Source organism: Robertmurraya siralis (assembly GCF_005502275.1).
Taxonomy (GTDB): Bacteria; Bacillota; Bacilli; order Bacillales; family Cytobacillaceae; genus Robertmurraya; species Robertmurraya siralis.
Genome location: NZ_SWLZ01000008.1, coordinates 69520 through 93462, shown reverse-complemented (window position 1 = coordinate 93462; position 23943 = coordinate 69520). Strand labels below are relative to the sequence as shown.

The following is a 23943-nucleotide window of genomic DNA, read 5'->3' as shown; positions in this document are numbered from 1 at the left end:
ATGAATTTCTTAAAGGATTCGTTGTCCATTTTCAAAAAGAGAGAAATACCTTTTTTAGAGTACTATAAAGAATCAGAAGACGTATATACTTTTCTATTTGAAAAAGAAAAGGATTTAACCTGGAAAGCTGGGCAACATGGGTTGTTTAATATAACTCATAAGAAAATTAAAAATCCTACACGACCTTTCACTTTGGTAACTACGCCATCTGAAGATATTGTTAAAATTACTACAAAAATTGATGAAAATCCAAGTGAATTTAAGAATGCACTGTTAGAACTGAAGCAGGGAATGAAAGTAAGTATGAATGGACCAGTTGGGGGCTTTTATTTAAAAGAGAACAATCCTTCACTCTTAATTGCCGGTGGAATTGGAATTACACCATTTAGAGCAATGTTAAAGCAGATAGAAGAAGAAGGAAATGGTAATCAGGAGCCGATACAACTACTCTATTTGGATAGTGAAAAGGCATTTTTGTTTAAAGATGAACTTGATAGCATTGCAAACAATGCTTCAATTACTATAACTTACATTGATTCAAGGGATAACTTATATCAGGAGATAGAAAGATTTTCAACCTTGTATAATAGTAAAGGTAAATACTTGATTGCAGGACCAACGTCAATGATACAATCAATTTCTACTTATTTACAAAATAATGGCACTCCAAAACGGAATATTAAAAAGGATGTCTTTTTCGGATATAAATAAGAATGGAGCAAGGAAAACCACGTTATCAATTTAAAGAGACAAGGCCAGAAATAGAGCACTAACGTAGAAGCGGCATAACATATTTTATATGACTAATATGTTATGCCTAATAATTTTAGCTCTTAATAAAAAATCTGCATTTGATTGCCTTTTCATTACCTACACATGTTATTTTATTCTGATAACTAGCAGCTTTTCTATAGATTCTGGCTCTTTCCTTATTTCGTTTCTCGATGCAAAGTATGTTTTTTTAATCTTGGCGAATATTTCATGAGTTCAATCCGATCAGGGTTATTTCTTTTGTTCTTCGTGGTAATGTAATTGCGATCTCCTGTTTCTGTGCATGCTAAAGTAATTTTGACTCTCATTTTTCTTCCTCCTTTATTAGTTAGCGATTGTGAATGCTGGAAGTGGATCGTCCAAATCGCTCCAATTCATGTTCATTTCTTCGTCAGTTAACAAGCAATCATCTAATGTCGATTCAATTTCTCTTTGGTTCATATCGATCCCGATCATGACGAGTTCGATGATCCGATCTCCAAATTTTTCATCCCATCTTTCCAATAGCTCAGGCTCCTCCTTGAGCATTTGTTCTCTTTCCGATTCAGAATAAGCCGCAATCCATTCACCTGCTCCCTGAATCATAATAGAAGGACCTGCTTGTGAAAGTAAGCCTGTTATATGATTGCGAGTGGCTAGCCAGAAAAAGCCCTTTGCCCGTACAATATCCTCTGGCCACTGTTCGAGCCATTTCATCCATCTTTCCGGATGAAAAGGTCTTTTTCTGCGATAAACGAAGGAAGAAATTCCATACTCTTCTGTCTCTGGAACGTGTTCCTCATTCAATTCTTTTATCCAGCCTGCTCCTTGACTTGCTTCCTCAAAATCAAATAGATTCGTATCTAAAATTTCATGTAAAGGCACCTGTGCTTGAATACTTTCCACTATTTTTGCGCCTGGATTTAATTTTTGAAGGACAGCTTTTAATTCTTGAACATCCTCTTTATCGACTAAATCAATTTTATTTAAAAGAAGCACATTAGCAAATTCAATTTGATCGATTAATAAATCAACGACCTCGCGCGTGTCCAGTTCATCGTTGGCTTGATTTCGCTCAAGCAAAGTTTCCCCTGAAGCAAAATCATGCCAAAAACGATTCGCATCGACAACCGTTACCATTGTATCCAACTTACATAATTCACTTAAATTGATCCCTAAGTTCTCATCAATATAAGTAAAGGTTTGAGCAACAGGAATTGGCTCTGAAATTCCAGAAGACTCGATTACGATGTAGTCAATATCACCTTGCTTCACAAGTTTTTCCACTTCAATGATCAAATCTTCCCTTAATGTACAGCAAATACAACCATTTTGAAGCTCCACTAACTTTTCATCGGTTCTAGAAAATCCTCCTTGCTTGATCATCGAGGCATCTATATTTACTTCACTCATATCATTGACGATAACGGCAATTTTTTTATTATCTCGATTAGCCAAAATATGATTTAGCAACGTTGTTTTTCCAGATCCTAAGTATCCGCTTAATACTGTTACTGGTATTTTTCCCATACTTTATTAGCACTCCTTTAGTTAATTCGTAATTATTACGATTTAAAATATAATGATAGCTCCTCCTTTTTACTTACTAAATCGTGAACATAAGTTTTCATAAAATGAGGGACAAAGCCAGATAGCAATCGTATTTAAATCGTAAAGATTACGATTTAAATAATAATACACCGATCTGTAAAGATCAAGTTTTTTCAATATATAGAGCGAATTAAAAAACTTATCACGACGCTGAGGTAAAAATTTTGCATTTTCATCCTCCTTCGTTTTTAATTACAAATGTAATGTTTTAAAAATCTTTGATAAGGGATGATGATATGATCTCACTAAAAGGAAAAACAGCTATCATTACCGGTGCAGGCAGAGGTATTGGACATGCAGTCGCCGTAGCATTAGCAAAAGAAGGTGTTAACTTAGGATTAATAGGCTTGACAATGTCCAATCTTGAGAAGGTTGCTGCCGAGCTTGAAACCTATGATATCAATATTTCCGCAGCAACAGCAGATGTTGCAGACCTTGAAGCGGTTAGCCATGCAGTTGAACATATCAAATCAGATCTTGGTCCCATTGATATCCTCATTAACAATGCTGGAACAGCTAAATTCGGAGGCTTCCTAGACTTGACACCAGAAGAATGGGAGAACATTATCCGCGTAAATGTAATGGGTGTCTACAATGTAACAAGAGCCGTTTTACCAGAGATGATCGAAAGAAAATCCGGTGATATCGTCAATATTTCTTCTACGGCTGGTCAAAAAGGTGCTCCTGTAACAAGTGCCTACAGCGCCTCTAAATTTGCTGTTTTAGGATTAAGCGAATCGCTAATGATGGAAGTGAGAAAGCATAATATCCGCGTCACAGCATTAACACCGAGCACCGTGGCCACTGATTTAGCAATTGAAACAAATCTCATTTCTGGAAACACTGAAAATGTGATGCAACCGGAGGATTTAGCTGATCTCCTTGTCGCAGGTTTAAAACTAAACCCAAGAGTATTCATCAAAACAGCAGGCTTATGGTCGACAAATCCGTAAATCATATAATCCCAACGTTAAAAGGGGCGATTCTTTACGAATGCCCCTTTTTTGTTATAAAGTTTGCCCATACATACCTCAAGTTTTTTCCTGTGTTTTCTTTAATGCAAAATCAAACAATCCTGAATCCTTTGCTGAACGGATGGCAATGTAAACAAAAGGGCCCAATATCAATCCCATGACACCAAAAAACACAAAACCGAAGTACATTGTTAGTACCGTTGGCAATGCATTAAGACCTATTGAATCACCCAGCACTTTCGGTTCAATGGCACGCCTTAGGATAAGAAGGATAACAGCAAGAACAATAAGTTGAATACCTGTATTCATATCTCCAATTATGGCAGCCAAGATCCCCCATGGAACAAGGATAAGTGCAGGACCAACGTAAAGTGGAATAATATCAACCACCCAAATTATAATTGACATAATCAGGGCAGCCCGCGGTGAAATAAATAGAAGACTAATATAGGTAATAAGGAAAACCCCAATACTAAGAACAAATTGTGCTTTCCAATACCCTAAAAAGACTTTGTTCATCTGCTGAGAAACAAAACGCAATTTGTCCGATGTCTCTGTTTTAAATAAGTTGTAAAATATGGTGACTAATTTCGGTAGATCTAAACTGATTAAGAAAAAAGTAATCAAATAAACAAGTGTCACAAATAACATATTAGGGATAGACTGTAGCCATATACCAAGAGAATTAATTAATTGTGTAGTAATTTGCGTTACGGTATTAATGAGGGCATCTGACTGTTTTTCTAACTCAATAATAATCAGGTGACCTTGTGGAATTTCTTCAACAAACTGATTAAATCGAACAATTAGATTATTAGTAAATTGTTGTATTTCTACTGCATATTCGGGTATATTAATGGACCACTCATATATGGAGCTTGCAACCTTAGTTAAGATAATGTACAAGCTAGCACCACATATGATAATAAAAGTTGAAAAAACAATTATAACCGGTAGCAATCTTTTTTCTGCCTTTAACTTTTGCTGAAGCCATTTAACAAAAGGCTCAAAAACAATGGCTGTTAAAAGAGCTAATAACACAGGTAAAAATGCAGAAAAATAAATATAAATAAAAACTCCTACTATCAATATAAATACTGTCATTAAAATTCGTTTAATAAGACTTTGTTTTGACAATCGTCAATCTTCCTCCCAATTCCCTTACTAAGCAGGTTAAGTTTTTCTTCCCTTATCCTCATCCTAATCTGTGTACAGACGAATGTAAATTTTAAGAATCCTTACTTACTCTAATTATATTACTATAAAAAGTTTTACTTTAACTAAAGTATTCCTTAACAAATTCAATATATTGATTATTGTGAAAAGAAATACAATTTTGTATATTTTTCATGGTATATTCTCCACAAGCAAGGATTGTTTATTGCTTATTGACCTATTGAAGTACTGACTGCCTATTTCCTCAACACAAGGAGCATCAATTTCCTTTAGTTGAAAAATTGCCAATCATTCTTCCATTTCCTTGTCTCCTTCTATTTTCCCATTTTCTATTGCGTTCTTCAACTCTGGAAAGATTTTTTTCATGCTCTCGGAATTACAGGCGAACATGTCCCCTTTTATTGATGGCTGGATTGCGTGAAAATTCATCTTTAATTTGCAAGATATACGAATTCATTGAAGAGTTTTTGAGGTTGATCTGTGGATCTCTCTTTTAATGATCGAAGCTTAAAAAGCAAGTGAAGAATAACGAGGTATTTAGCTTCACTTGCTTTAGTGTTTTGGAATTTTTCAGTCATTAACCAAATATATGAAATACAAAGTTAAAAAGAAATAGGCTAGCAATGACGTATAACGTAACGGAGACTTCTTTTGCTTTTCCAATTGCAATCTTTAAGATCGGATACAAAATAAAGCCAACAGCGATTCCATCTGCAATACTATAAGTGAAAGGAATCATCGCGATAATAAAAATCGCAGGAAAGCTTTCACTCAAATCTCCTAAATTCAGATTACGGATGTTTTGCAGCATTAATCCTCCAATAATAATTAGGATTGGTGCAACGGCACTATTCGGGATCAGCTTAATGACCGGAATAAAAAATGCTGAAAGAAGAAACAAAGCACCTGTTGTCACAGTTGTTAAGCCTGTTCTCCCGCCTGCAGCCATCCCTGCTGTACTTTCAACCGTTGCGACAGTTGGACTTGATCCAAACAAACCAGATAGAAAGACTGATATCGAATTAGCCTGAAATGCACGTGAAAATCGATCTGAACGGTTTATGAAAGAAACATGACCATGCACCAGTCCGATGTTTTCAAAGACGAGCACCATCGTTAAGGAAAAAACAGCAATCCAAAAGCCAAATGACAGGACATTATCAAAGGAAAAAGCTCCAACTACGGCGGTATAATCAGACAGTGAAAAAGTTTCTGCTTGCCCCTCTTCAAAATGAATTCCGCCAAATACCCAGGCTAAGGCTGTTCCTACTACGACTGTAATTAAGAAGTTCCCAGGAACATTGCGTAAAAACAATACAATTGCAATGAGGAACGTTAACATTGTTGCAAGTACCTGCGGTTCACCCAAATCACCTAATGCAATGATCGAGTTTGTTCCCTTTTCCACAATGCCGCCCTTTTCAAGTCCGATGAGCATAAGAAAGAATCCAAGTCCAATCGTAATAGCTTCTTTCAATGACTGAGGAATCGAGTCACTCAACGTTTTCGAAAACCGCGAGAAGGCCACGAGCATAAAAATCATTCCTGATACTAAGACAACAGCTAATGCTTCTTGCCATGACATGCCCATCGATTGGACAATTGTGTATGAAAATAAAGCATTCACACCCATCCCAGGAACGAGAAGAATCGGGACATTCGCCCAAAACCCCATTAAAAAGCAACCTGCAAAGGAAGTCACAATCGTTGCCATTATCGCTGCTTCCAGCGGAACTCCAGCTTCTGATAGAATAAGTGAATTGACCGCAATAATATAGACGATCGTAAAAAAGCTCACTATCCCCGCTAACAACTCTCTCTTAATCGTTGTCTCATTCTTTTCCAGCTGAAAAAATCGATTAAACATCTATAATACCTTACTATTCAATTAGCCCTCTCCCTACCCGCTCTCCCTAAAAAATAGGTGAGCCACAAACAGATATTGTAACAGAATTTACTGTTCCTGCCAACACTCACGCTTAAAGCAAAAAAACACTTCAACAGTAAAGGACATCCCATTGTTAAACATACAGCTAACAATGAGATGTCCTGGTTTTTAATTATTATTTACTTACTTCTACGACTAATAATTCATCTTGTCCTGCGCGAACAGACTGTTTATCATTTTTCGTAATCGACTGCATTTGATCTGTATTTGTGATTACGATCGGAATGATATCACTTGCTGCCTTTTCCCTTACTAATTCAGGATCAAAGGTGATTAGCTTGTCACCCGCTTTAACGGAATCCCCCGTTGCAACATGTGCTTCGAATCCTTCCCCATTCATCCCAACTGTTTCTAGTCCGATATGGATTAAAATTTCAACACCGTTCTTCGTTTGCAGTCCGACAGCATGCTTTGTCGGGAAAACTTGAACAACTTTTCCTTCAATTGGAGAAACCACTGTTCCATTCAAGGGCTTAATCGCAGCACCATCACCCATCATTTTTTGCGAAAACACCGGATCGGGTACTTCTGATAACGGGATAATTTCTCCATCAACAGGTGAATAGATTGTTACTTTCGTTTCTTTTTTACCAAATAATTTTGACAACATAGCATATAACCACCTTTCTGATAAGCGCTACTAAACGATTGCTATACAAAGAATATGAATCTTAATAAAAGAAATCCTGCAAATAGTGATAATGCGAGTAAAGCCAAGGCCACAGTTTTTTCAAGGGCTGTTAATGGCTGTGGCTCTGAAGCTCTCGGGAGTTTTCTTTTTGCTAACAAAGCAAGGATGAACATGACGATATTCCCTACGACCATTTGAGAAACAAGCAAATAAGTAAGGAAACGATCACCTCTTCCTTCTTTAACCCGCTCTTCCTTTGGAATGTGCTTAAGGAAATGACCCCATATCGGATTAATAAAAGCAACCAACATAAGTACAACATAGATAGGCTGTAAATTCAATAATCCTTTAATCGACTGTTCGTTTTCTTGTAACATCGTCAATAAATATATGACATAAAGAACAGGAATAAGAATTGATAAAACGAGGATCGCTGTATACCATTCATTTGTCCTAGTTTGCTGTAATTCCACTAATGTCTCGCTCCTTTTTCAAGCACAAACTTGAGGGCATTTCTGGTAAGTGCACAGTTGCCACTGTGCTCCTTATATTAGATCTTCTTCACAAATTCAGTTTTTAATTTCATTGCACCGAAACCGTCAATCTTGCAATCAATATCATGATCTCCATCGACTAAACGAATATTTTTTACTTTCGTTCCTTGCTTTAAGACGGATGAACTTCCTTTTACTTTTAAATCCTTAATCACTGTCACCGTATCCCCATCACGTAATACGTTGCCATTTGCATCCTTGTAAATCTTCTCTTCTTCCACTTCACTAGTCAGCGTCCATTCATGGGCGCACTCTGGGCATACGAGCAAAGCCCCATCCTCATACGTGTACTCTGAACTACAATTTGGGCAATTTGGTAAATGGCTCATCTATTCTCCCCCGCTATTGGATTTTTCCACATATAATTACTATAACAAAAAAGCTCTATTATTGAACCGAACTTTTTAGATTCAAGGAAACGTTAAGGAAAAAATCCATTTTAATTATTAAAAGGAAGCCAACCTGTTATTATCGCTCCGCCGCTCTCATGATTTGCTGCAACTAAATCTCCGCCATGCTGCCTCAAGATTCGTCTAGCAATAGCTAGCCCTAATCCAGTTCCTCCGGTAGCACGGTTTCTTGATGCTTCACCACGATAAAGCGGTTCAAATACACGTGCCAAATCTTCCGAAGTGAATCCTTCCCCTGTATCTTGAATTTTAAAAATCAAGTTATCATTATCTTTTTCACAGGTGACAACTATTTTCCCATACATAGGGGAATATCGCACCGCATTATCTAATAAATTATTCAGGGCACGTTCTAACAGATGTGCGTCCCCCTTCACAAAGCAAGCTTCTTCCAAATGAGACAAGTCGAACGAAATAGACTTGTTTTGCGCCTGCAGAACTACACTGTTAATAACTCTCTGCAAAAGCTGATTAAAATCAAGCTCTTTCTTATTCAGCTTTTCATCATGGTATTCAGACTTTGAAAATGCAAACAACTCCTCCACAAGCTGATCGAGCTGAGCTGATTTTTCCTTGCATACAGCTAAATACCTTGCCCGTTTTTCTTCAGTGTCCGCAATTCCACTTTCAAGACCATCTAAATAACCTCGCAAGGCAAACAATGGGGTCCGCAAGTCATGAGCCAATGCCGCGATCATAAAACGCCTTTCATCCTCCAGCTCCATTTGTTTTTGAAAGGAATCCTTCAACCCCTTTACCATCACATTAAACCCTTCATGCACCTCACTAATTTCGACAATTCGGGATGTTGGCAGTTGAATATCTAAATCACCTTCTGCAATTTGCCGTGAACCTTTGCTCATACTTTCTAACGGTTTAAGAATATACTTTCGCAGGAGAACGCCAACAAGCATAAATGCTGTAAGTAAACCGACAAAAGCTGCGATGATCTGCATTGTTCTTGAATCCGTTTGTGAGATCACAACTCGACCTAGAACCTCCCCTTCCTCAAGAATAGATAATTGTTCTGTTCTTAAAAAAGCCCGTTCTCGTTCCGTCCCTGTATGGAATACTAATTGACCTGCCCCCGACCATATGGAAACATCCAATTGGGATCCTTCCACTTGCTCTCTTAATTGCTCCTGCCATGAGGGCACCGTCCACATATCAACATTTTCTTCAATCATGCTCACTGCTGCTTCGATTTGCTCCAGTTGAGTATCATCGATTCTGAAAGTAAATGTACTCGTTACGAGAAAGTGAGCAACGACGTAAAACAGCCATGGAAGAGTGAGGATGAGTGCGAAGCAAAGCACTGTAAATTTACGAATACGGATCGTTTTCATTTTATTCCCCTTTAAAACAGTAGCCTATCCCCCAAACATTCTTGATAAACTGCGGAGCGTTCGGATTAGGCTCAATTTTTTCACGAAGACGACTAAGCTGGACGCGGACGGTATGTTTATCGCCAACCCCTTCCCAAAATCGCTCTAATAATTGCTCATAAGTAAAAACATGCTTAGGATGTTCGGCAAATAATCTTAGCAAATCATACTCTTTTGGCGTTAAAGAAACAGATTGTCCATCTAGCAATACTTCTCTTGTCGATAAGTCCAATGTAAGCCGGTCATAATCGATAACGTTTCTTTTAGGCTGAGAATGGGAACGTCTCAATACAGCCTTCACTCTTGCGACAATTTCTCCCGGTGAAGCTGTTTTAACAATGTAATCATCTCCTCCAAGCGCTAATCCGCGGATTTTATCGATATCATCGCTGCGAGCACTCAAAAAAAGAATGGGAACATCACTTTCTGCACGAATTTGTCTACAAAGCTCAAACCCACTTTGCCCCGGCATCATAATATCAAGGATAAGTGCGTGAATGGCATTTTCCTCTAGAACAACTAATGCTCGTTTTGCATCATGAGCGATTTTTACAGAGAATCCTTCATTTTCCAAAAAATCCCTCAAAAGTTCCACAATGCTTTTATCATCATCCACCACTAAAATGGTTTGTTTGGCCTCCACGCTTCCACCTTGCTTTCGCTACAACTAAAATTTACCTCTAGTTTACCATTTTACCCCTACAGAACAAGTAAGGCCGAAATGTTGTGATCGTTTTGTGACTTTTTTGTCCATTTATTTGTGACATCTTACCGCTATTCTATTTTATACACAGCCCAAAGTAAAAATGGAGGTAATGAATATGAACGTACAAATTGTATTATTTGATGGCTTTGATTTACTTGATGCCATCGCTCCTTTTGAGGTATTCACTGCCGCTGCCATGTACAGCCATGAAGATATTACAGTCAAGCTCGTATCAGCAGAAGGAAAAAGACTGGTCAGAAGCGGTGTTAATGACGTACCGCTTCAAGCCGTTGATAAACTGAATATACATGACCGAGGTATTATTGTCGTTCCAGGAGCTTCTGGTTCTATTAATCATTATGGTCCTGATTCCATCCCCGTAAAATTAAAAGAAGCTTCCGAAACCGCGTTAGGGAGCATGCTCAAGGAAGCAATGGACAACACGGAGATCCTTCTTTCCACTGTTTGTGGCGGCTCTCTTATTTTAGCCATAGCTGGTTTATTGACAGGCCGCCATGCGGTTACACATCATTTGGGAATGGAGCTTTTAAATGCCACCAATGCGATAGCTGTGAACGCACGGGTAGTAGACGACGGAGATCTTGTTACAAGCGGCGGCGTAACTTCCGGACTCGATCTTGCTCTCTATTTAGTTGAGCGCGGATGGGGACCTCGCATCGCACACGCAGTCGAGCAATTATTCGAATATGAACGCAGAGGAACCGTTTGGAAAAATGACGGAAACGCCCCTCAAGAAATTCATGATGAAAGTGTGAAAGAATCAGCAAGTTCCCATTCTCTCACTGCCACATCAGACGGCATTGAATTTGTAGGAAAATGGGACGCAACGATTAATACGCCTATTGGCAAGCTAGCTGTCTTATTTGATATAAAAAACAACGACGGGAAACTGACGGGTACGGGTAAACAAGGAGAAGATATCGTTCCTTTGGACGACGTTACCATAGAAGGGAATTCACTAAAATGGTCAATGAAAGTGTCCAAGCCGATGCGTCTTACACTAAAGTTCACTGTCTCAGTTGATGGCGATATCATATCTGGTGAAGCGAAGGCAGGCATGCTTCCTTCATCAAAATTAATCGGAGCGAGAATTTCATAAGGTGGTGATTTCATGTATGCTATTCTAGTATTTTTTCATGTGATAAGCGCAATATTTTTAGGCGTGTTTCTTACCTTTCCTATTATTATCAAGCGTCTTTTCTCTCAAACGGGCCAGGAATTAAAGACCGTCATTACGACTTTTTTAAGCTTTACCCGTGGTGGCCACTATGCCTTAGTTCTTATACTGATTACTGGAGGATGGATGACTATGGGCTATTCAACCTATCCCTCCACTGAGTGGGTTATCATTGCCACACTGCTGCTTGCCCTCATTGGCGCCATGATTGGAATGATCAACACTCTTTTGAAAAAAATACTTTCATCAGAACAGCCCGAGGAAATTTTAATAAACAATCGTGCAAAGCTGAAATGGTATGGGTGGTGTCTCTTTTTATTCATCTTAGCAGCGAGCTTCATCATGACAAATCGAGGTTTATTTGCATAAAGCCCATTGGAGGAATCGTTTATGAAAAAGTCAATTAAAATTGCTGTCGTTATCATCCCGATCTTATGGATTCTCCATACACTATCAAAAAACTTTATCGTTGATCCGAACTTCGAGACGTTTATATCTAGAAAAGAGGAAATGTTAACAAACCAAGACTTGTGGACATTCATGATACGGATCCATATTCTACTGGCAGTGCTCTCTCTTCTCACAGGACCATTGGGTGTTCTTAAAAAAATAAGGATAAAATCATTGTTCTTCCACCGTTGGAATGGTCGGCTTTACGTCATTTCCATCATCCTTAACTTTATTCCAGGTGTCTACGTTTCATTTTTTGCAACCGGTGGATGGCTGAGCACCTTAGGATTTCTTATCTTAAATATATTGTGGCTCGGTACAACCGTCTTAGGCTATTGGTATATTAAAGGCGGGAAAGTCACCCTTCATCGTCAATGGATGCTCCGAAGCTTCTTTCTTTCATTTGCCAATATGACGATTTATATTGTGGTCACGATTGCACATCATGTCATCCATATTCCTTATGGAACTTCATATACTTTAGCCGTCTGGCTCTGTTGGTTCCTTAATCTTATCGCTGCAGAGTTTGTTATAAGAAAGAACGTGTTTACTTAATGACTGCTGCTAATTTTTATAGAATCGGCAAACGCAGCGAGGCCAAAAGAGCAAAATGCCTGCGGAGCCATTGTTGGTTCCTGCAAAGCTACAACTACCAAAGGAGCTGTCCTTCGTGTTCAGCTCCTCCCTTTCAGACGAATATTTCATTTCCCTGTCCGGATTCGATTTTAGTCTTAATAGCCGTTCTCTTCGGTCCATTCTCTCGTCTTTTCTGCTCGTTCTGGTCCATTAGAACCTCGTTTCCGACTTTCCCTTCGTTTTCTCCGCTCGTTCCAGTCCAATAGAGCTTCGTTTCGCACTTTCTCTTCGTTCTCTCCGCTCGTTCCGGTCCAATAGAGCTTCGTTTCCGACTCTCCCTTCGTTTTCTCCGCTCGTTCCGGTCCAATAGAGCTTCGTTTCGGACTTTCCCTTCGTTTTCTCCACTCGTTCCGGTCCAATAGAACCTCGTTTCGGACTTTCCCTTCGTTCTCTCCGCTCGTTCCGGTCCAATAGAGCTTCGTTTCGGACTTTCCCTTCGTTTTCTCCGCTCGTTCCGGTCCAATGAGGACACTTCCTTAAATTCACTCCTCGTCACAAGCGCTTCCAAGAGAGTTCGTTCGCCCCTGCCGCTCCGTCTAAAATCAAATAAACTGTGATACTTGCTAGCATTCGATATTTCCCCTCATTAGCCGCATCGTGTTCTCCTCAATCGAGTGAACTATCGGTTCCATCACTGAGGAAAAAAGAGACCACCGCCTTAGCGGTGGACAAATTTTCAAATAAAGTTTTTTCTTAATTAACGAGCGCAAAGCTCAAATATTGACTTTATTTCTTTTTCAAATTTTCCTCAATCATAATGCCTCTTTGAACCATTTCTTTTTTTAAAATTTCAATAAATTCTTGATCAAGCTTTAGTTTTACTGCATGCTGATATGTTTGCATAATGTCCTCATTCTTTAACTCTGTAAACATATTCCCCTCCTAATCTATTATTTTTACAACATAATAATCCGGCGGATGTGGAAGAAAGAATAAATTCATCAAGTTTAATAAACTATATGTACGCTTATGCGTACATGATGTACCTTTATTATATTGTACGCTTAAGTGTACAGTCAACTTATGAATGAAATGAGTGGAAGGGTGGAAAATAGTGAAGAAAGTAGTCGTCCGCGTTAATGATTTGCTCCATAAATACAATATGTCCATCAGCGAACTACATATTCGCACGGGGATTCGCAGAGCAGCCTTGAGTGAGCTCGCTAACGGGAAACGTGAACGGATTCAATTTGAACATATTGAAAAAATTGCGAATACACTTTCCATAGAAGATATTCGAGATATCATCACATTAGTTGAAGTTCCTGGTGACTTTGAAGAATTGGAAAACTAAACAAGCAGTACACTTTATTAAAAAGCATAGTGAAGCGCAATTCACTCGGAATTGCGCTTGTTTAATACGAACAGATCTATTCTTTTAAAAAAAATTGGAGATTTTCTACTATATAATCAGGATAAATTTGTTCCTTCTTTATATCTGCCAATGTGGAGGTACCTGTTAAAACTAAACAGGTTCGGATATCATTCTCTTTTCCAAGCAGAATATCTGTTTCAAGGCGGTCACCGATAATTAGGCAACGATTCGTATTGATCTGCAATTTTTCAAGCACCTTTTCTGCATAAAATGAGGACGGTTTGCCCACAATTTGCTCATTCGACTTCCCAGAAGCCACCTTTATCGCACTGGCAATGGCCATTGTATCTGAAATAAAGCCTCCTGGAACTGGACATGCCGGATCAGGATTGGTCAAAACAAGTTTCGCTCCATTTCTCAATGCATTCATCGCTAAGTTAAGCTTTTGATAGGAAAAGGAGCGATCGAGCCCTACTAAAACATGTGTGGCTTCAAGCGGATTGTTCGTCGTTTTCAATTCGAACAGCTTAAATTCCTCTTCAATGGATTTTTCACCCACTATGTAAACAAGTGCATCAGGAGCCTGCTCTGTAAAATAAACTGCTGATAAAAAAGTCGCCGTGATCACCTCTTCAAGCTCGGCAGCCACTCCCATTTTTTTTAAACGCGTACAACACTCTGATCTTGTCATTGTTGGTGAATTCGTAATAAACATTATTTTTTTATTCGCTTTTCTTAAATGAGCGATTACGTTCTCTACCCCGGGTAGAAGCTCTTCACCAAGATAGATCGTCCCATCTAAATCAAAGCAAAATGCGTCAAATTCATCAATGTTAATCAACCTGCCACTCCACCTTTATTAAAACAAAACCTCTTTTTGTAAAATCTCTTTTCCCATGCGCAATTTATCTAATGATGTCATCGGGGCATACTCTAAAATCAATTGGCAATCATTCGCTACCTCTCGCATCGCAGAGAAGACTTCTGTCCATTGAATCGTCCCTTTGCCAATTGGCAGATGATCGTCGCCTATTCCGTGATTATCATGAATATGAATAGCAAGTAATCTATCTTTTGTGTCTTTGATCAGCTTTGGTATGTCCCATTGATTTAAGTGGGCATGACCAATATCGATTAAATATCCGGCCGTTTCCTCGATTGGGTCTAAAAATCTTGTAAACTCTTCTTGAGTAAATAGCGAGCTGCCGTTATAGCCAACATTTTCAACGACAATCTTCACATTTAAAGGCTTAGCAATTTGACAAAGGCTGCGAATATATTCCGCTGCTCGCGCTTGTGCTTTCTTTTTATTAAACACTGGTGAAAAACAAAAACCTGGATGGATCACGGCATGGTCCGCTTCGATCATACCGGCAAACTCAATCGCCTTTTTATATTGTAAAAACGAGGCTTCACGAATGGCCTGATTTTCACTTGTTAGATTAATATCCCAAGCAGGGGGATGAACCGTATAACCAACTGGCAATGCCTTTAATTGTGGTGCTAGCTCTGAAAAGAGAGACTCCATCTCATCCCATTTCTCTCCATCCATTAACAGCTCCACCTTATCTGCACCATTCTCAATTAATCCCTCTACATTTTTAATTATGTCGTTTGTAATTAACGGTAAATCGGAAAAACAAATTTCCTTATTCATGAATCAGCACCCTTTCTAATGTCGTTTCTTCCTGATCTAGTTCAGCCGGATAACCAATCGAATTCGTCGTTTCGCAATTAAAAAGATGAATATGGTTCATGAAAGGTTTTAAATACACCGTTTCACCTTGAGACCAATATTTACTCTCGCTTAGAGCGATCACTTCATCCCCTTGAAGGTCGACATACACACCGTAGCTATTGCCTTGATTTTCAACATATTTAACAGTACCTTTAAGCGTATTTTTATTGGCCGTTTTATTGATTTCCAGATGTTCCGGTCGAATTCCAAAGGCAACTTTGCTTGTTTTGCTTTGTTCAACTTGCTTGACCCACATCGGTGACAATTGGAAAGACTGATTACCGAACATTATTTTCCCATCCAAGTAGGTCACTTCTACCACGTTAGTCGGTGGTGAACCAATAAATTTAGCTGTAAAGATATTGGCCGGTCGATGATAAACGTTTTCCGGAGTATCCAGCATTTGCAATTTACCCTCGTTCATTAAGGCAATCCGATCGCCCACTGTCATCGCTTCAATTTGGTCATGGGTAACATAGACAATCGTTTGTCTATACAGCTCGTGAATTTTAACCAATTCTTTTCTTGCTGAAACACGTAATTGTGCATCTAAATTCGATAACGGCTCGTCTAATAAAAAATAGTTCGATTTTTTTACAACAGCTCTGGCTAAAGCAACGCGTTGTCTTTGGCCGCCTGACAAATCTTTTGGCAACCGATTTTCATAGCCTTCGAGCTTTAACATTTTCAAGGCTGCATCCAAACGATTCCTGGTTTCACTCCTGGGAACTTTTTGAACCCTTAATCCATAAGTAATATTATCAACGACATTCATGTGGGGATATAACGCATAATTCTGAAAGACCATTGCAACATCCCGCTTTCCGCTTGGAACATCATTTACTACTCTGTCATTCATATATAATTCGCCAGAAGTAATCTCTTCTAGACCTGCAATCATTCGTAATGTTGTGGACTTCCCACAGCCGGAAGGGCCTAAAAGAATTAATCTTTCCCCTTCCTTTATGGTAAAATTCAAGCCTTTTACCACTTCTGTTTTCCCATATGATTTCCATACATTTTCAAAGCGAATTTCCTTCATTTTCATCCCCCGCTATTTTATTCCTGAAGAAGTAAACGTCCCGACAATATATCTTTGAAAAGCCAAATACAATGCTAACGGAATGATCATTGTGATGACGGACACTGCCATCGCTACAGTAAAGTTCGTTCCTCCCTCTGAACTGATATACATTTGCAATGCTAAAGGTAGCGTGAAGTTGTCTGTCGTCTTTAAAATCAACACTGGCCAAACGTATTCATTCCACGAACTAATAAAGAACCAAATCCCTGTTGACGTTACCGCTGGTTTAATGAGCGGAAGGACAATATCTCTCATAATTTGAACATGACTTAAATTGTCTAGCTGAGCTACCTCGATTAATGACATGGGGATTGTTTTCATCGACTGCCTCATTAAAAAAATCCCAAGTGCATCAGCAAGCTGCGGCAAAATGACTCCCCAGATACTATCCGTTAAACCAATCTTAGAAATAATTAAATAGTTTGGAATCATTGTCACTGTAAATGGGATAAAGATCGTACTAATCAACAGAAAATACAAAACCGTTTTACCTCTAAATTGAAAATAAACAAAAGCATATGCTGCTAAAAACGATGTAATCACTTTAAAGATTGTGACAACTGCAGCAATGATAAAAGTGTTTACCGTAATCTGAATCGCTGGCAAGCTATTAAAAAAGATTTGATAGTTTTCTAATGTAGGTTGAATAGGAATGATATTTAATACATTATTATAAGCATCCTGCAATGATTTAAATGAGGAGCCCACGGCAAAAATAATCGGGAATATCAAAATAAAGATCGTTGCGATAAAAATAAGATGCCAAGGTATCGACACGAAGCGATTAATTTTCATAATAGATACCTCTTTCAACAAACTTAATTTCGATGAATAAAAGAACAAGAAAGATGACCATTGTTAAAATAGACAATGCCGCTGAATGACCTGTGCGGTACAGTACGAATGCTTCATGATAAGCATGATAGATAGCGTTTGAACTGGCATAATTCGGACCACCTTGGGTAATGACCTTTATCGGTGTAAATACATACTGGAGTCCCTGTACAATCGTAATAATAAACACATAAATTCCTGTTGCACTGCTCATTGGAAGCACGATTTGAAAGAAGATTCTCCATAGGGGCACCTGATCCAAACGGGCCGCCTCAATTAACTCTCGGGAAATTCCGTTGATGGAAGCGTATAGAACGATGAAATTGTAGCCAAATACTTTCCATGAAGTGATCAAGCTTAGCACGAATATGACCCAGCCATCCATCTTGCTCCAAATCGGCATTTCTAGCCCAAACCAGCCTAGAATAATAGCAACTGGCCCTGAAACAGGATTCAAAATCCATGTAAATAAAATCGATCCTACTACTAATGAAATAAAGGCGGGCATAAACAACGCCCCTTTATAGAAGCCTTTAAATCGTTTCAAAACCATATCAATAACAAAGGCAAAAACGTATGGGACCACACAATTTAAAACAAGCAAGATAGCAATATAGATAAATGTGTTGCCAAAAATGTTATAAGACTTCGGATCAGTTAGGATATCTATATAGTTCTGCAAACCGACAAATTCTTTTGTAGGACTGATCATATTCCAATCAAAGAAGCTTAAATAAATGGTGTAAATAAACGGCCAAAACATAAAGAAAGCAAATATTAGCAGGGACGGAAATAATAAAAAATAAGCTTTCCAATTCTCTCTATTGAATCTTTTTACACCTGTTGTAAGAGCACTCATTTTTCCTATCCTCCAACCTTTCATGATAAAGAAGCCGGTTTAGGCTCCCTTACCATATCCTCGATCACTGTAATAATTCGTTAATTTGTTGTTCTGTTGCCTTTAAACCTTCTTCAACTGAAATACTTCCCCCAAGAATCTGGTCGCGAACATCGAGCAACAGCTGTTCTGCCTGCAAGCCTGCATCCCCAGGGAATGATGTCCATGGAACAACGCCATCCATCTGTTCAATGGCTGCATTCATCATCTCATTTTCAGCCAAGAAATCTTTCAATCCGTTTTCTGCTTCGGCAACATCTTTACGCGGTGGCACGTATCCCGTACCCTCAGTCCATTTAGCCACCGATTCCACACTATAAAGAAACTTCATAAACTCCCAGCCAGCTTTCCTCTGCTCCTCATCCTTTGCTGTAATAGCTAACATCGCACCACCTGCTGGAAGCTTTGGAGATTTCCCTTCCCATGCTGGTGATTTTATCGCTGCCACATCAAATTGAGAGTTCGATTGGACATTTGAGCGCTGAGCAATAGTGGTATATAACATCGCTACATTTCCATCAATAAAGCTTTGAATCCCTTGATCCCAAGGCAGGTTCGGCGCTGATTGGTCTTCTAACACCATGTCTGCCCATAATTGATAAGCTTTTATCCCTTCTTCAGAGGCGAAAGTTGCTTTTCCATCCGTAATCATTTTCGCACCATTACTTTCTAATAAAGCTTGTGTTGCCCAGTTATCTGCAGGCTGTTGGATGTATACTCCAAATTTCCCTGTTTGCTCTTTAATCGTTTTGGAGAACTCCTTCACTTCTTCCCATGTCTTTGGACCGTTCTCGTCCAACCCTGCTTCTTTTAAAAGATCCCTGTTGATATATAGGACCGGTGTGCTTAATGAATAAGGGATCCCTATTTGTTCACCATCTGGACCTTGTGCTAAAGCTAAAACATTACTCAAGAAATAATCCTCTAAAAACGTTTTGTCCTCCGGGAAATACTGATCAATAATTGCTTGAGGTGATGAATATTCAAAGTTGTTAGCAAAGTAATTTAAAAAGGACCATCCTACCTGCACGATAGCCGGTGCTTTTCCAGCAGCAGCTTCTGCCTGAAGGTTTTGCATCAATCCCTTATACATATCTGGATTAAATTTAGCGATTACTTCCGTTGTCTCGCTCTGAGCATTAAACTCTTTTACCAATTCATCTACTGTTTTTCCACCTTGCGTCTCCGCGTTAACATGCCAATACTCAATAACTGTTTTCCCACCTTCATTTGAAGTCTTGTTAGCAGTTGTTTCTTCCTTTTTCCCACAAGCGGAAACAACAAGCAGGACTGCTACAAATGTGAATAAAATAACGAGCTTTTTCATCTTTTCCTTCTCCTTTTCGTCTAGTAAATTTTTTATTCGTACGAAATAAAAGCTTGTTCACAACCACCTCACAAAAACGCACGCAAAAAAGACCTCAAATAAAATGTATATATGAATCTATACATTTAATAAGAGGTCTCTCTGTTCGCACCGATTATCTATTCACTTGATATCTTCACTATAGAAAGAATTTATTAATAAGGTATTTATTTATCGTAAAATTTTTGTAAAATACTAAAATGATCTATTTTTAAAATTTAATTCCCACATTTCCGCATTAGAGGTTGTAATCGCCAAGGCTCCATTATTTAACGCCTCTTCTGCATGTTCAGACTGATTTAATAGACCACCTGTAATAATGGGCACAGGTGATACTTTTGCTAGTCTTCTTAAAAAATCCGGTGCCCTGCACGGCATGATCTCTATCATATCTGAAATAATTTGCTTTTGATTGGCGTCCTTTTCCAAATTTTTAAATACTTCTGTATCAATTAGAAAGACCCGTTGAATCACGAATAGTCCACTCAATTTTGCTTTTTTAATGATTGCTGATTTAGTCGTCACAATGGCGGTCGGCTTTACATTTCTCTTAATAAATTCAATTCCATCCCGATCCATTTGTAATCCTCCAATTTTGTCTACATGGAGGATGACAGGAAGACCATGGGATTGAATAAAATCGACATATCTTTTTACCGTTAATATCGTCCCCGTCATTAACAGCACTGCACTTAAATGCTCCTTATTTGCCAGCGCACGCTCGATGAATTTTGGCTCTTTGACAGCAGCCACCATTTTGTATTCTTCCAGTCTGCTTCTTAATACCATTCCTTCCTTTTTCTCTCCCATGCTCCTTGTCCTTTCTGTTTTATATAAACCTTGCTTGAACCTATGGTAGCATAAATTGTTTTTGATACACATACAAGGGAAAAAGTCAGTAATCATATCTGAAGCGGAAAATTCATATATTGTAAGTTTTATTTTATTAATTGATGTTCTCATCTTGCAGCAGCTTAATAGATAAAAGCAGAGTCCTATTGAAGCTGGACTCTGCCTTTCTTTTTGATTGCTGCCCTATCATGGATTCATTTTGCTATTAGCGTTTATTTAAAATAAAAATGGCTCCACCATATCCTAAAATACACCATATCAATAAATTAATGTAATTACCCAGACTTGCATCAAAAGTAGAAGCAGCCAAGGACGCCCGCATCACTTCTGCCATTGAGTAAATTGGCAAGAATTCGTGCAGCGCTTGAAGCCATTCCGGGAGTCTATCCATCGGATAATTGACCGGGGAGAACATCAATGAAAAAAATACAACAATTTGTGACACACTCAGCGACGCTACCGGCGATAACAAATATGAAAACCCATAGCCAACACCAATGGAGGTTAAAGCAATCATTAATAAAGCAGGAACGACTGTCCAAGATAGATCATATCCTGGATTAAACATAAGATGGGCAACAATCGTCGAAACAACAATTCCCGGAATGGTTATCAATAATCCAAGAATCGTGTCGGCCCCAAGAATAACAGAACGGTTGACTGGCCACGTGCGCATAAAGTTCAAGTATCCATCAGATTTAGCGCTGCCAATTTGCTGAGGCAAAATAACTAATCCTGAAAAGATGAGAATAATGGTTGGAGCTCCTGTTGTGAGAAAAAGAATGGTATCTGTATCGGGGCTTGGAATCATGTAAGTGAAGCCAATCACGATCCCTATTGAGATTAGTATTTGGATTAATGTCATAAAGATGAGAAAGCCAGCATTTCTGAAGAACTGAATTTGAAAGACGTACTTGTAGGCACTTAATCCATTCATGACACTCCCTCCGTCTTTTTGGAATTTAAAGCAATATAGGCATCCTCGATCGTTGTTGGTGAGATCGAATAATCAACAACCAGCCCCCCGTCCACTTGGTCAGTGATCCAGTCAATCGTTGGCGATATCCTGGATGGATCCATCGAAAACAATAAACGTGAACCATTTCGGCGTAAAGAATGCGCCCAATCTGGGACGCTAACTTCTTCTATTTCATTAACTAAACTTAGCTCGATCCGCACTTTATTACTTACTGAACCTTTTACCTCTCTCGGAGTTCCTTGCGCTAAAAATTTCCCGTGACTTATAATCGCTAAACGATCAACTGCTTTTTCTGCCTCAAGGACATTATGAGTAACGAGAATAACTGCCGTTCCTTGATCAGCTAAACTGCGGACTACTTGCCATAGATAACGCCTGCGCACAGGATCCACATCATTCGTCGGTTCATCCAATATGACTAATTGCCCTGGAACGACAACCGCCATGCAAAAAGCTGTAAGTCTTTGGGCACCTCCTGATAGCTTCACTCCTTCTACATTTGCCCACTCCGTCATATCCAACGCTTCGAATAGTTCATCAACCCGTTTCGGATTGAAACCTTTTCCCGCTCTCATTTTACCCATTAAAGTAACAGCCTGCTTTGGCGTTAATGAGCCTAAAGGAACTTGGGATTGCGGCTGTACTGAACAAATGGAACGAGCATGAGCTGGTGCTTTAAGTACGGATTTTCCTAAAAGAAGTATCTCTCCATGATCCGGGGTTAATAAACCAAGGATTTGATTGACTAATGTCGTTTTTCCAGCCCCATTTTGTCCAAGCAGCCCAAACACTTCTCCCTCATTGATCGTAAATGATAAGTGGTCATTCGCTATTTTCTCCTTACCTCTACTAGAGAAAGCTTTTGTTACATTCTCCACATTAAGAATCATCGTCTCTCTCCCTTTGCTGATTGTTAACGGTAAAAACACGTTCGATAAAATGGACTACATCTTTATCCATAGGATAAAAAACAATCCCCTCCTCCATGTTTTTCAATGCCCCCCACATACTCCCAAGTAAATTTTCATCACAATCAAACATTTTCTCTGCTTGATTTAGCCATCTTTCAGCTAATGCCCGCGCTTTATCTGAGGTTGGTTCAAGATCAAGATGATTCTTAATATCCTTGATGCACTCTATCCACTCTTGGATATCTTCTTTACTCATATTCGTTGCATTCATTTTCATTACTTTTTTCATTTCTTCTATATTCAAATATTCCTTATACTGCTCCAATGCCTTTTCCGGGTCTTGTTGGTACAGTTGAATAATACTAAAGATAATGGGCCAGCTTACTTCCCCTTCAAGTTCAATAGAATACAATATGCCATTAAGAGTATGCTCTAACACCTTTAATCGCTCTTGTTCCTTTTTCACCAAATTTAATTGCTGTTGGATTGACTGTTCCCAAGTCGGATTTGAATTCTCCACGATGACCTTGATTTTATCCAGTGAAAATCCCATGTATTTTAGTGCTAAAACACGTTCTAGTTTCATTAAATCATCGTCATTATATAAGCGATGGCCCCCACTCGTTTTAGCTGATGGTTTGATTAAACCAATTTCATCATAATAATCAAGCGTCCTCACCGTCACCCCCGTGTTCTTAGACAATTTTCCTATCGTATACATGACCCACCTCCCATTGTTTCCTTAAGTATAAAACCAAACGTAACGTTGTGTTCAAGAGTAAATTTTAAAAAACGCCAAGATCCTTTTGAGATACAATATGCTAGCAAAGCTATTTAAAATAAATTTAATATCAAATACACGGCCATCGTCCAAATAATAATTGCTGAAACTTGATTCACGCGCTTTAAAAGGACCTGATTATTCCTTAGTTGTCCAATTCCCCGACCTAATAAAGCCAAGGAAAAAAACCAAACCCAGGAAACAAAAATACAGGCCACCGTAAAAAGCCACTTCTCCTGACCTGAATAGGCAAGGGAACTTGTGCCAATCACCCCGATCGTATCCATAATCGCATGGGGATTGAGCAATGAAACGGATGCTGCGAAAGCAATTTGCCTTCGGGCGGAGAACTGTTTTTGACTGTCCCCCTTCTCTTCAGGAGCACTTCTCCACATAACAAATCCCATATATATTAAAAAGAAGAAGCCAATAATAAACAGTAAACTTCTTAACCACTCAAAATTTAGCACAACCACCGAAACACCTTGCACGGCTAAAAGAATAAGAATAGAATCACAGATTCCAGCTGTTATGATGGCTGGAGAAGCATGTATCAGTTTCTTATGAGCAGCCCCTTGATTAAATATAAAAATATTTTGAACTCCTAAAGGTAAAATTAGCCCGAACGCTAAAAGAGTACCGTGAATAATTGCTTGCACGCTATCGTTACCTCCTCTTTTTTCTCTAGAGTACTTCAACAATAGCTTTCTGTCTGCAACCAATTGGATGGTCTATAACCCAACCAATTTGTTAAAA

At 38.8% G+C, this 23943-nt stretch carries 28 protein-coding genes; 6 read left to right on the top strand and 22 right to left on the bottom strand.

Features of this window, described 5'->3' with window-relative positions; all coding sequences use genetic code 11:
• A complete protein-coding gene (locus FCJ93_RS12040; protein WP_095312355.1) occupies window positions 1-711 on the top strand; it encodes an FAD-dependent oxidoreductase in 711 nt (236 codons plus the stop codon).
• A 218-nt stretch (window positions 712-929) separates the two neighbouring features.
• Here FCJ93_RS12040 and rpmG read toward each other — a convergent pair whose 3' ends face one another.
• Both rpmG and FCJ93_RS12030 read right to left on the bottom strand, forming a co-directional pair.
• Entirely contained in the window at window positions 930-1079 is a 150-nt protein-coding gene (gene rpmG, locus FCJ93_RS12035) for a 50S ribosomal protein L33 (protein WP_095312352.1), read from the bottom strand.
• 16 nt (window positions 1080-1095) lie between these two features.
• On the bottom strand, window positions 1096-2280 hold the full coding sequence (locus tag FCJ93_RS12030) for a GTP-binding protein (protein WP_095312350.1): 1185 nt from the start codon (window positions 2278-2280) through the stop codon (window positions 1096-1098).
• 317 nt (window positions 2281-2597) lie between these two features.
• On the opposite strand from FCJ93_RS12030, the gene FCJ93_RS12025 reads away from it, so the two are divergent.
• Window positions 2598-3314, top strand: coding sequence for a 3-ketoacyl-ACP reductase (locus FCJ93_RS12025; RefSeq protein WP_095312348.1), 717 nt, complete (start codon window positions 2598-2600; stop codon window positions 3312-3314).
• Window positions 3315-3392: 78 nt separating this feature from the next.
• On the opposite strand, the gene ytvI is transcribed toward FCJ93_RS12025, so the two are convergent.
• The 7 genes from ytvI to FCJ93_RS11990 all read right to left on the bottom strand — a co-directional run bounded on the left by ytvI (window position 3393) and on the right by FCJ93_RS11990 (window position 10082).
• Complete coding sequence (gene ytvI, locus FCJ93_RS12020; protein ID WP_225310645.1) at window positions 3393-4472, bottom strand: sporulation integral membrane protein YtvI; 1080 nt, start codon at window positions 4470-4472, stop codon at window positions 3393-3395.
• Window positions 4473-5088: 616 nt separating this feature from the next.
• Window positions 5089-6378 (bottom strand): NCS2 family permease, encoded by a 1290-nt coding sequence (locus FCJ93_RS12015; RefSeq protein ID WP_095312345.1) that lies wholly within the window; start codon window positions 6376-6378, stop codon window positions 5089-5091.
• Between the two features lie 196 nt (window positions 6379-6574).
• Window positions 6575-7069: a PTS sugar transporter subunit IIA gene (locus tag FCJ93_RS12010; protein WP_095312342.1), complete on the bottom strand. Its 495-nt coding sequence runs from the start codon at window positions 7067-7069 to the stop codon at window positions 6575-6577.
• A 41-nt stretch (window positions 7070-7110) separates the two neighbouring features.
• On the bottom strand, window positions 7111-7563 hold the full coding sequence (locus FCJ93_RS12005) for a hypothetical protein (protein ID WP_137743790.1): 453 nt from the start codon (window positions 7561-7563) through the stop codon (window positions 7111-7113).
• A gap of 77 nt (window positions 7564-7640) precedes the next feature.
• The gene (locus FCJ93_RS12000) at window positions 7641-7973 is read right to left on the bottom strand and encodes a zinc ribbon domain-containing protein YjdM (protein ID WP_137743789.1); all 333 of its coding nucleotides are present in this window, start codon (window positions 7971-7973) and stop codon (window positions 7641-7643) included.
• Between the two features lie 110 nt (window positions 7974-8083).
• Window positions 8084-9400 carry a sensor histidine kinase gene (locus tag FCJ93_RS11995; protein ID WP_137743788.1) on the bottom strand — a complete coding sequence of 439 codons (1317 nt, stop codon included), beginning with the start codon at window positions 9398-9400 and terminating at the stop codon, window positions 8084-8086.
• Window position 9401: 1 nt separating this feature from the next.
• Entirely contained in the window at window positions 9402-10082 is a 681-nt protein-coding gene (locus FCJ93_RS11990; RefSeq protein WP_095312331.1) for a response regulator transcription factor, read from the bottom strand.
• A 178-nt stretch (window positions 10083-10260) separates the two neighbouring features.
• On the opposite strand from FCJ93_RS11990, the gene FCJ93_RS11985 reads away from it, so the two are divergent.
• Genes FCJ93_RS11985 through FCJ93_RS11975 form a run of 3 tightly spaced genes read left to right on the top strand, consistent with a single transcriptional unit; the run spans window position 10261 to window position 12348 of the window.
• Window positions 10261-11265, top strand: a complete 1005-nt coding sequence (locus FCJ93_RS11985; RefSeq protein WP_137743787.1) for a DJ-1/PfpI family protein — start codon at window positions 10261-10263, stop codon at window positions 11263-11265.
• A gap of 12 nt (window positions 11266-11277) precedes the next feature.
• The gene (locus tag FCJ93_RS11980; protein WP_095312326.1) at window positions 11278-11712 is read left to right on the top strand and encodes a hypothetical protein; all 435 of its coding nucleotides are present in this window, start codon (window positions 11278-11280) and stop codon (window positions 11710-11712) included.
• Window positions 11713-11733: 21 nt separating this feature from the next.
• Complete coding sequence (locus tag FCJ93_RS11975; RefSeq protein ID WP_095312323.1) at window positions 11734-12348, top strand: DUF2306 domain-containing protein; 615 nt, start codon at window positions 11734-11736, stop codon at window positions 12346-12348.
• A 133-nt stretch (window positions 12349-12481) separates the two neighbouring features.
• On the opposite strand, the gene FCJ93_RS11970 is transcribed toward FCJ93_RS11975, so the two are convergent.
• Window positions 12482-12892, bottom strand: coding sequence for a hypothetical protein (locus tag FCJ93_RS11970; RefSeq protein ID WP_137743786.1), 411 nt, complete (start codon window positions 12890-12892; stop codon window positions 12482-12484).
• A gap of 263 nt (window positions 12893-13155) precedes the next feature.
• The gene (gene sda, locus FCJ93_RS11965; protein WP_095312317.1) at window positions 13156-13302 is read right to left on the bottom strand and encodes a sporulation histidine kinase inhibitor Sda; all 147 of its coding nucleotides are present in this window, start codon (window positions 13300-13302) and stop codon (window positions 13156-13158) included.
• Window positions 13303-13483: 181 nt separating this feature from the next.
• On the opposite strand from sda, the gene FCJ93_RS11960 reads away from it, so the two are divergent.
• Complete coding sequence (locus FCJ93_RS11960) at window positions 13484-13723, top strand: helix-turn-helix domain-containing protein (protein WP_095312314.1); 240 nt, start codon at window positions 13484-13486, stop codon at window positions 13721-13723.
• Between the two features lie 76 nt (window positions 13724-13799).
• Here FCJ93_RS11960 and FCJ93_RS11955 read toward each other — a convergent pair whose 3' ends face one another.
• The 11 genes from FCJ93_RS11955 to FCJ93_RS11905 all read right to left on the bottom strand — a co-directional run bounded on the left by FCJ93_RS11955 (window position 13800) and on the right by FCJ93_RS11905 (window position 23846).
• A complete protein-coding gene (locus FCJ93_RS11955) occupies window positions 13800-14585 on the bottom strand; it encodes an HAD-IIA family hydrolase (RefSeq protein WP_095312311.1) in 786 nt (261 codons plus the stop codon).
• A gap of 18 nt (window positions 14586-14603) precedes the next feature.
• A complete protein-coding gene (locus tag FCJ93_RS11950) occupies window positions 14604-15401 on the bottom strand; it encodes a sugar phosphate isomerase/epimerase family protein (protein ID WP_137743785.1) in 798 nt (265 codons plus the stop codon).
• Window positions 15394-16524 (bottom strand): ABC transporter ATP-binding protein, encoded by a 1131-nt coding sequence (locus FCJ93_RS11945; protein ID WP_137743784.1) that lies wholly within the window; start codon window positions 16522-16524, stop codon window positions 15394-15396. The genes FCJ93_RS11950 and FCJ93_RS11945 overlap by 8 nt, the downstream gene beginning before the upstream one ends.
• 12 nt (window positions 16525-16536) lie before the next feature.
• A complete protein-coding gene (locus FCJ93_RS11940) occupies window positions 16537-17361 on the bottom strand; it encodes a carbohydrate ABC transporter permease (protein ID WP_137743783.1) in 825 nt (274 codons plus the stop codon).
• Window positions 17351-18259 carry a carbohydrate ABC transporter permease gene (locus FCJ93_RS11935; protein ID WP_095312300.1) on the bottom strand — a complete coding sequence of 303 codons (909 nt, stop codon included), beginning with the start codon at window positions 18257-18259 and terminating at the stop codon, window positions 17351-17353. Before FCJ93_RS11935 ends, FCJ93_RS11940 begins: the two co-directional genes overlap by 11 nt.
• Before the next feature lie 64 nt (window positions 18260-18323).
• Window positions 18324-19625 carry an ABC transporter substrate-binding protein gene (locus tag FCJ93_RS11930; protein ID WP_095312297.1) on the bottom strand — a complete coding sequence of 434 codons (1302 nt, stop codon included), beginning with the start codon at window positions 19623-19625 and terminating at the stop codon, window positions 18324-18326.
• Window positions 19626-19859: 234 nt separating this feature from the next.
• Window positions 19860-20474, bottom strand: a complete 615-nt coding sequence (locus FCJ93_RS11925; RefSeq protein ID WP_235879467.1) for a glycerol-3-phosphate responsive antiterminator — start codon at window positions 20472-20474, stop codon at window positions 19860-19862.
• Window positions 20475-20721: 247 nt separating this feature from the next.
• Window positions 20722-21453, bottom strand: a complete 732-nt coding sequence (locus FCJ93_RS11920; RefSeq protein ID WP_095312294.1) for an ABC transporter permease — start codon at window positions 21451-21453, stop codon at window positions 20722-20724.
• Window positions 21450-22385 (bottom strand): ABC transporter ATP-binding protein, encoded by a 936-nt coding sequence (locus FCJ93_RS11915; RefSeq protein WP_137743782.1) that lies wholly within the window; start codon window positions 22383-22385, stop codon window positions 21450-21452. Before FCJ93_RS11915 ends, FCJ93_RS11920 begins: the two co-directional genes overlap by 4 nt.
• Window positions 22375-23127 carry a MerR family transcriptional regulator gene (locus FCJ93_RS11910; RefSeq protein WP_095312288.1) on the bottom strand — a complete coding sequence of 251 codons (753 nt, stop codon included), beginning with the start codon at window positions 23125-23127 and terminating at the stop codon, window positions 22375-22377. The genes FCJ93_RS11915 and FCJ93_RS11910 overlap by 11 nt, the downstream gene beginning before the upstream one ends.
• A gap of 113 nt (window positions 23128-23240) precedes the next feature.
• The gene (locus tag FCJ93_RS11905) at window positions 23241-23846 is read right to left on the bottom strand and encodes a LysE/ArgO family amino acid transporter (RefSeq protein WP_137743781.1); all 606 of its coding nucleotides are present in this window, start codon (window positions 23844-23846) and stop codon (window positions 23241-23243) included.
• Window positions 23847-23943 lie beyond the last annotated feature (97 nt).

Coding starts and splice junctions, on each gene's coding strand:
- FCJ93_RS12010 (WP_095312342.1), bottom strand. CDS start 7,069: ATGTTGTCAAAATTATTTGGTAAAAAAGAAACGAAAGTAACAATCTAT.
- FCJ93_RS11950 (WP_137743785.1), bottom strand. CDS start 15,401: ATGAATAAGGAAATTTGTTTTTCCGATTTACCGTTAATTACAAACGAC.
- rpmG (WP_095312352.1), bottom strand. CDS start 1,079: ATGAGAGTCAAAATTACTTTAGCATGCACAGAAACAGGAGATCGCAAT.
- FCJ93_RS11995 (WP_137743788.1), bottom strand. CDS start 9,400: ATGAAAACGATCCGTATTCGTAAATTTACAGTGCTTTGCTTCGCACTC.
- FCJ93_RS11920 (WP_095312294.1), bottom strand. CDS start 21,453: ATGAATGGATTAAGTGCCTACAAGTACGTCTTTCAAATTCAGTTCTTC.
- FCJ93_RS12040 (WP_095312355.1), top strand. CDS start 1: ATGAATTTCTTAAAGGATTCGTTGTCCATTTTCAAAAAGAGAGAAATA.
- FCJ93_RS11910 (WP_095312288.1), bottom strand. CDS start 23,127: ATGTATACGATAGGAAAATTGTCTAAGAACACGGGGGTGACGGTGAGG.
- FCJ93_RS12025 (WP_095312348.1), top strand. CDS start 2,598: ATGATCTCACTAAAAGGAAAAACAGCTATCATTACCGGTGCAGGCAGA.
- FCJ93_RS12030 (WP_095312350.1), bottom strand. CDS start 2,280: ATGGGAAAAATACCAGTAACAGTATTAAGCGGATACTTAGGATCTGGA.
- FCJ93_RS11915 (WP_137743782.1), bottom strand. CDS start 22,385: ATGATTCTTAATGTGGAGAATGTAACAAAAGCTTTCTCTAGTAGAGGT.
- FCJ93_RS11980 (WP_095312326.1), top strand. CDS start 11,278: ATGTATGCTATTCTAGTATTTTTTCATGTGATAAGCGCAATATTTTTA.
- FCJ93_RS11930 (WP_095312297.1), bottom strand. CDS start 19,625: ATGAAAAAGCTCGTTATTTTATTCACATTTGTAGCAGTCCTGCTTGTT.
- FCJ93_RS12015 (WP_095312345.1), bottom strand. CDS start 6,378: ATGTTTAATCGATTTTTTCAGCTGGAAAAGAATGAGACAACGATTAAG.
- FCJ93_RS11935 (WP_095312300.1), bottom strand. CDS start 18,259: ATGAGTGCTCTTACAACAGGTGTAAAAAGATTCAATAGAGAGAATTGG.
- sda (WP_095312317.1), bottom strand. CDS start 13,302: ATGTTTACAGAGTTAAAGAATGAGGACATTATGCAAACATATCAGCAT.
- FCJ93_RS11940 (WP_137743783.1), bottom strand. CDS start 17,361: ATGAAAATTAATCGCTTCGTGTCGATACCTTGGCATCTTATTTTTATC.
- FCJ93_RS11985 (WP_137743787.1), top strand. CDS start 10,261: ATGAACGTACAAATTGTATTATTTGATGGCTTTGATTTACTTGATGCC.
- FCJ93_RS12000 (WP_137743789.1), bottom strand. CDS start 7,973: ATGAGCCATTTACCAAATTGCCCAAATTGTAGTTCAGAGTACACGTAT.
- FCJ93_RS11945 (WP_137743784.1), bottom strand. CDS start 16,524: ATGAAGGAAATTCGCTTTGAAAATGTATGGAAATCATATGGGAAAACA.
- FCJ93_RS11975 (WP_095312323.1), top strand. CDS start 11,734: ATGAAAAAGTCAATTAAAATTGCTGTCGTTATCATCCCGATCTTATGG.
- FCJ93_RS11925 (WP_235879467.1), bottom strand. CDS start 20,474: ATGGGAGAGAAAAAGGAAGGAATGGTATTAAGAAGCAGACTGGAAGAA.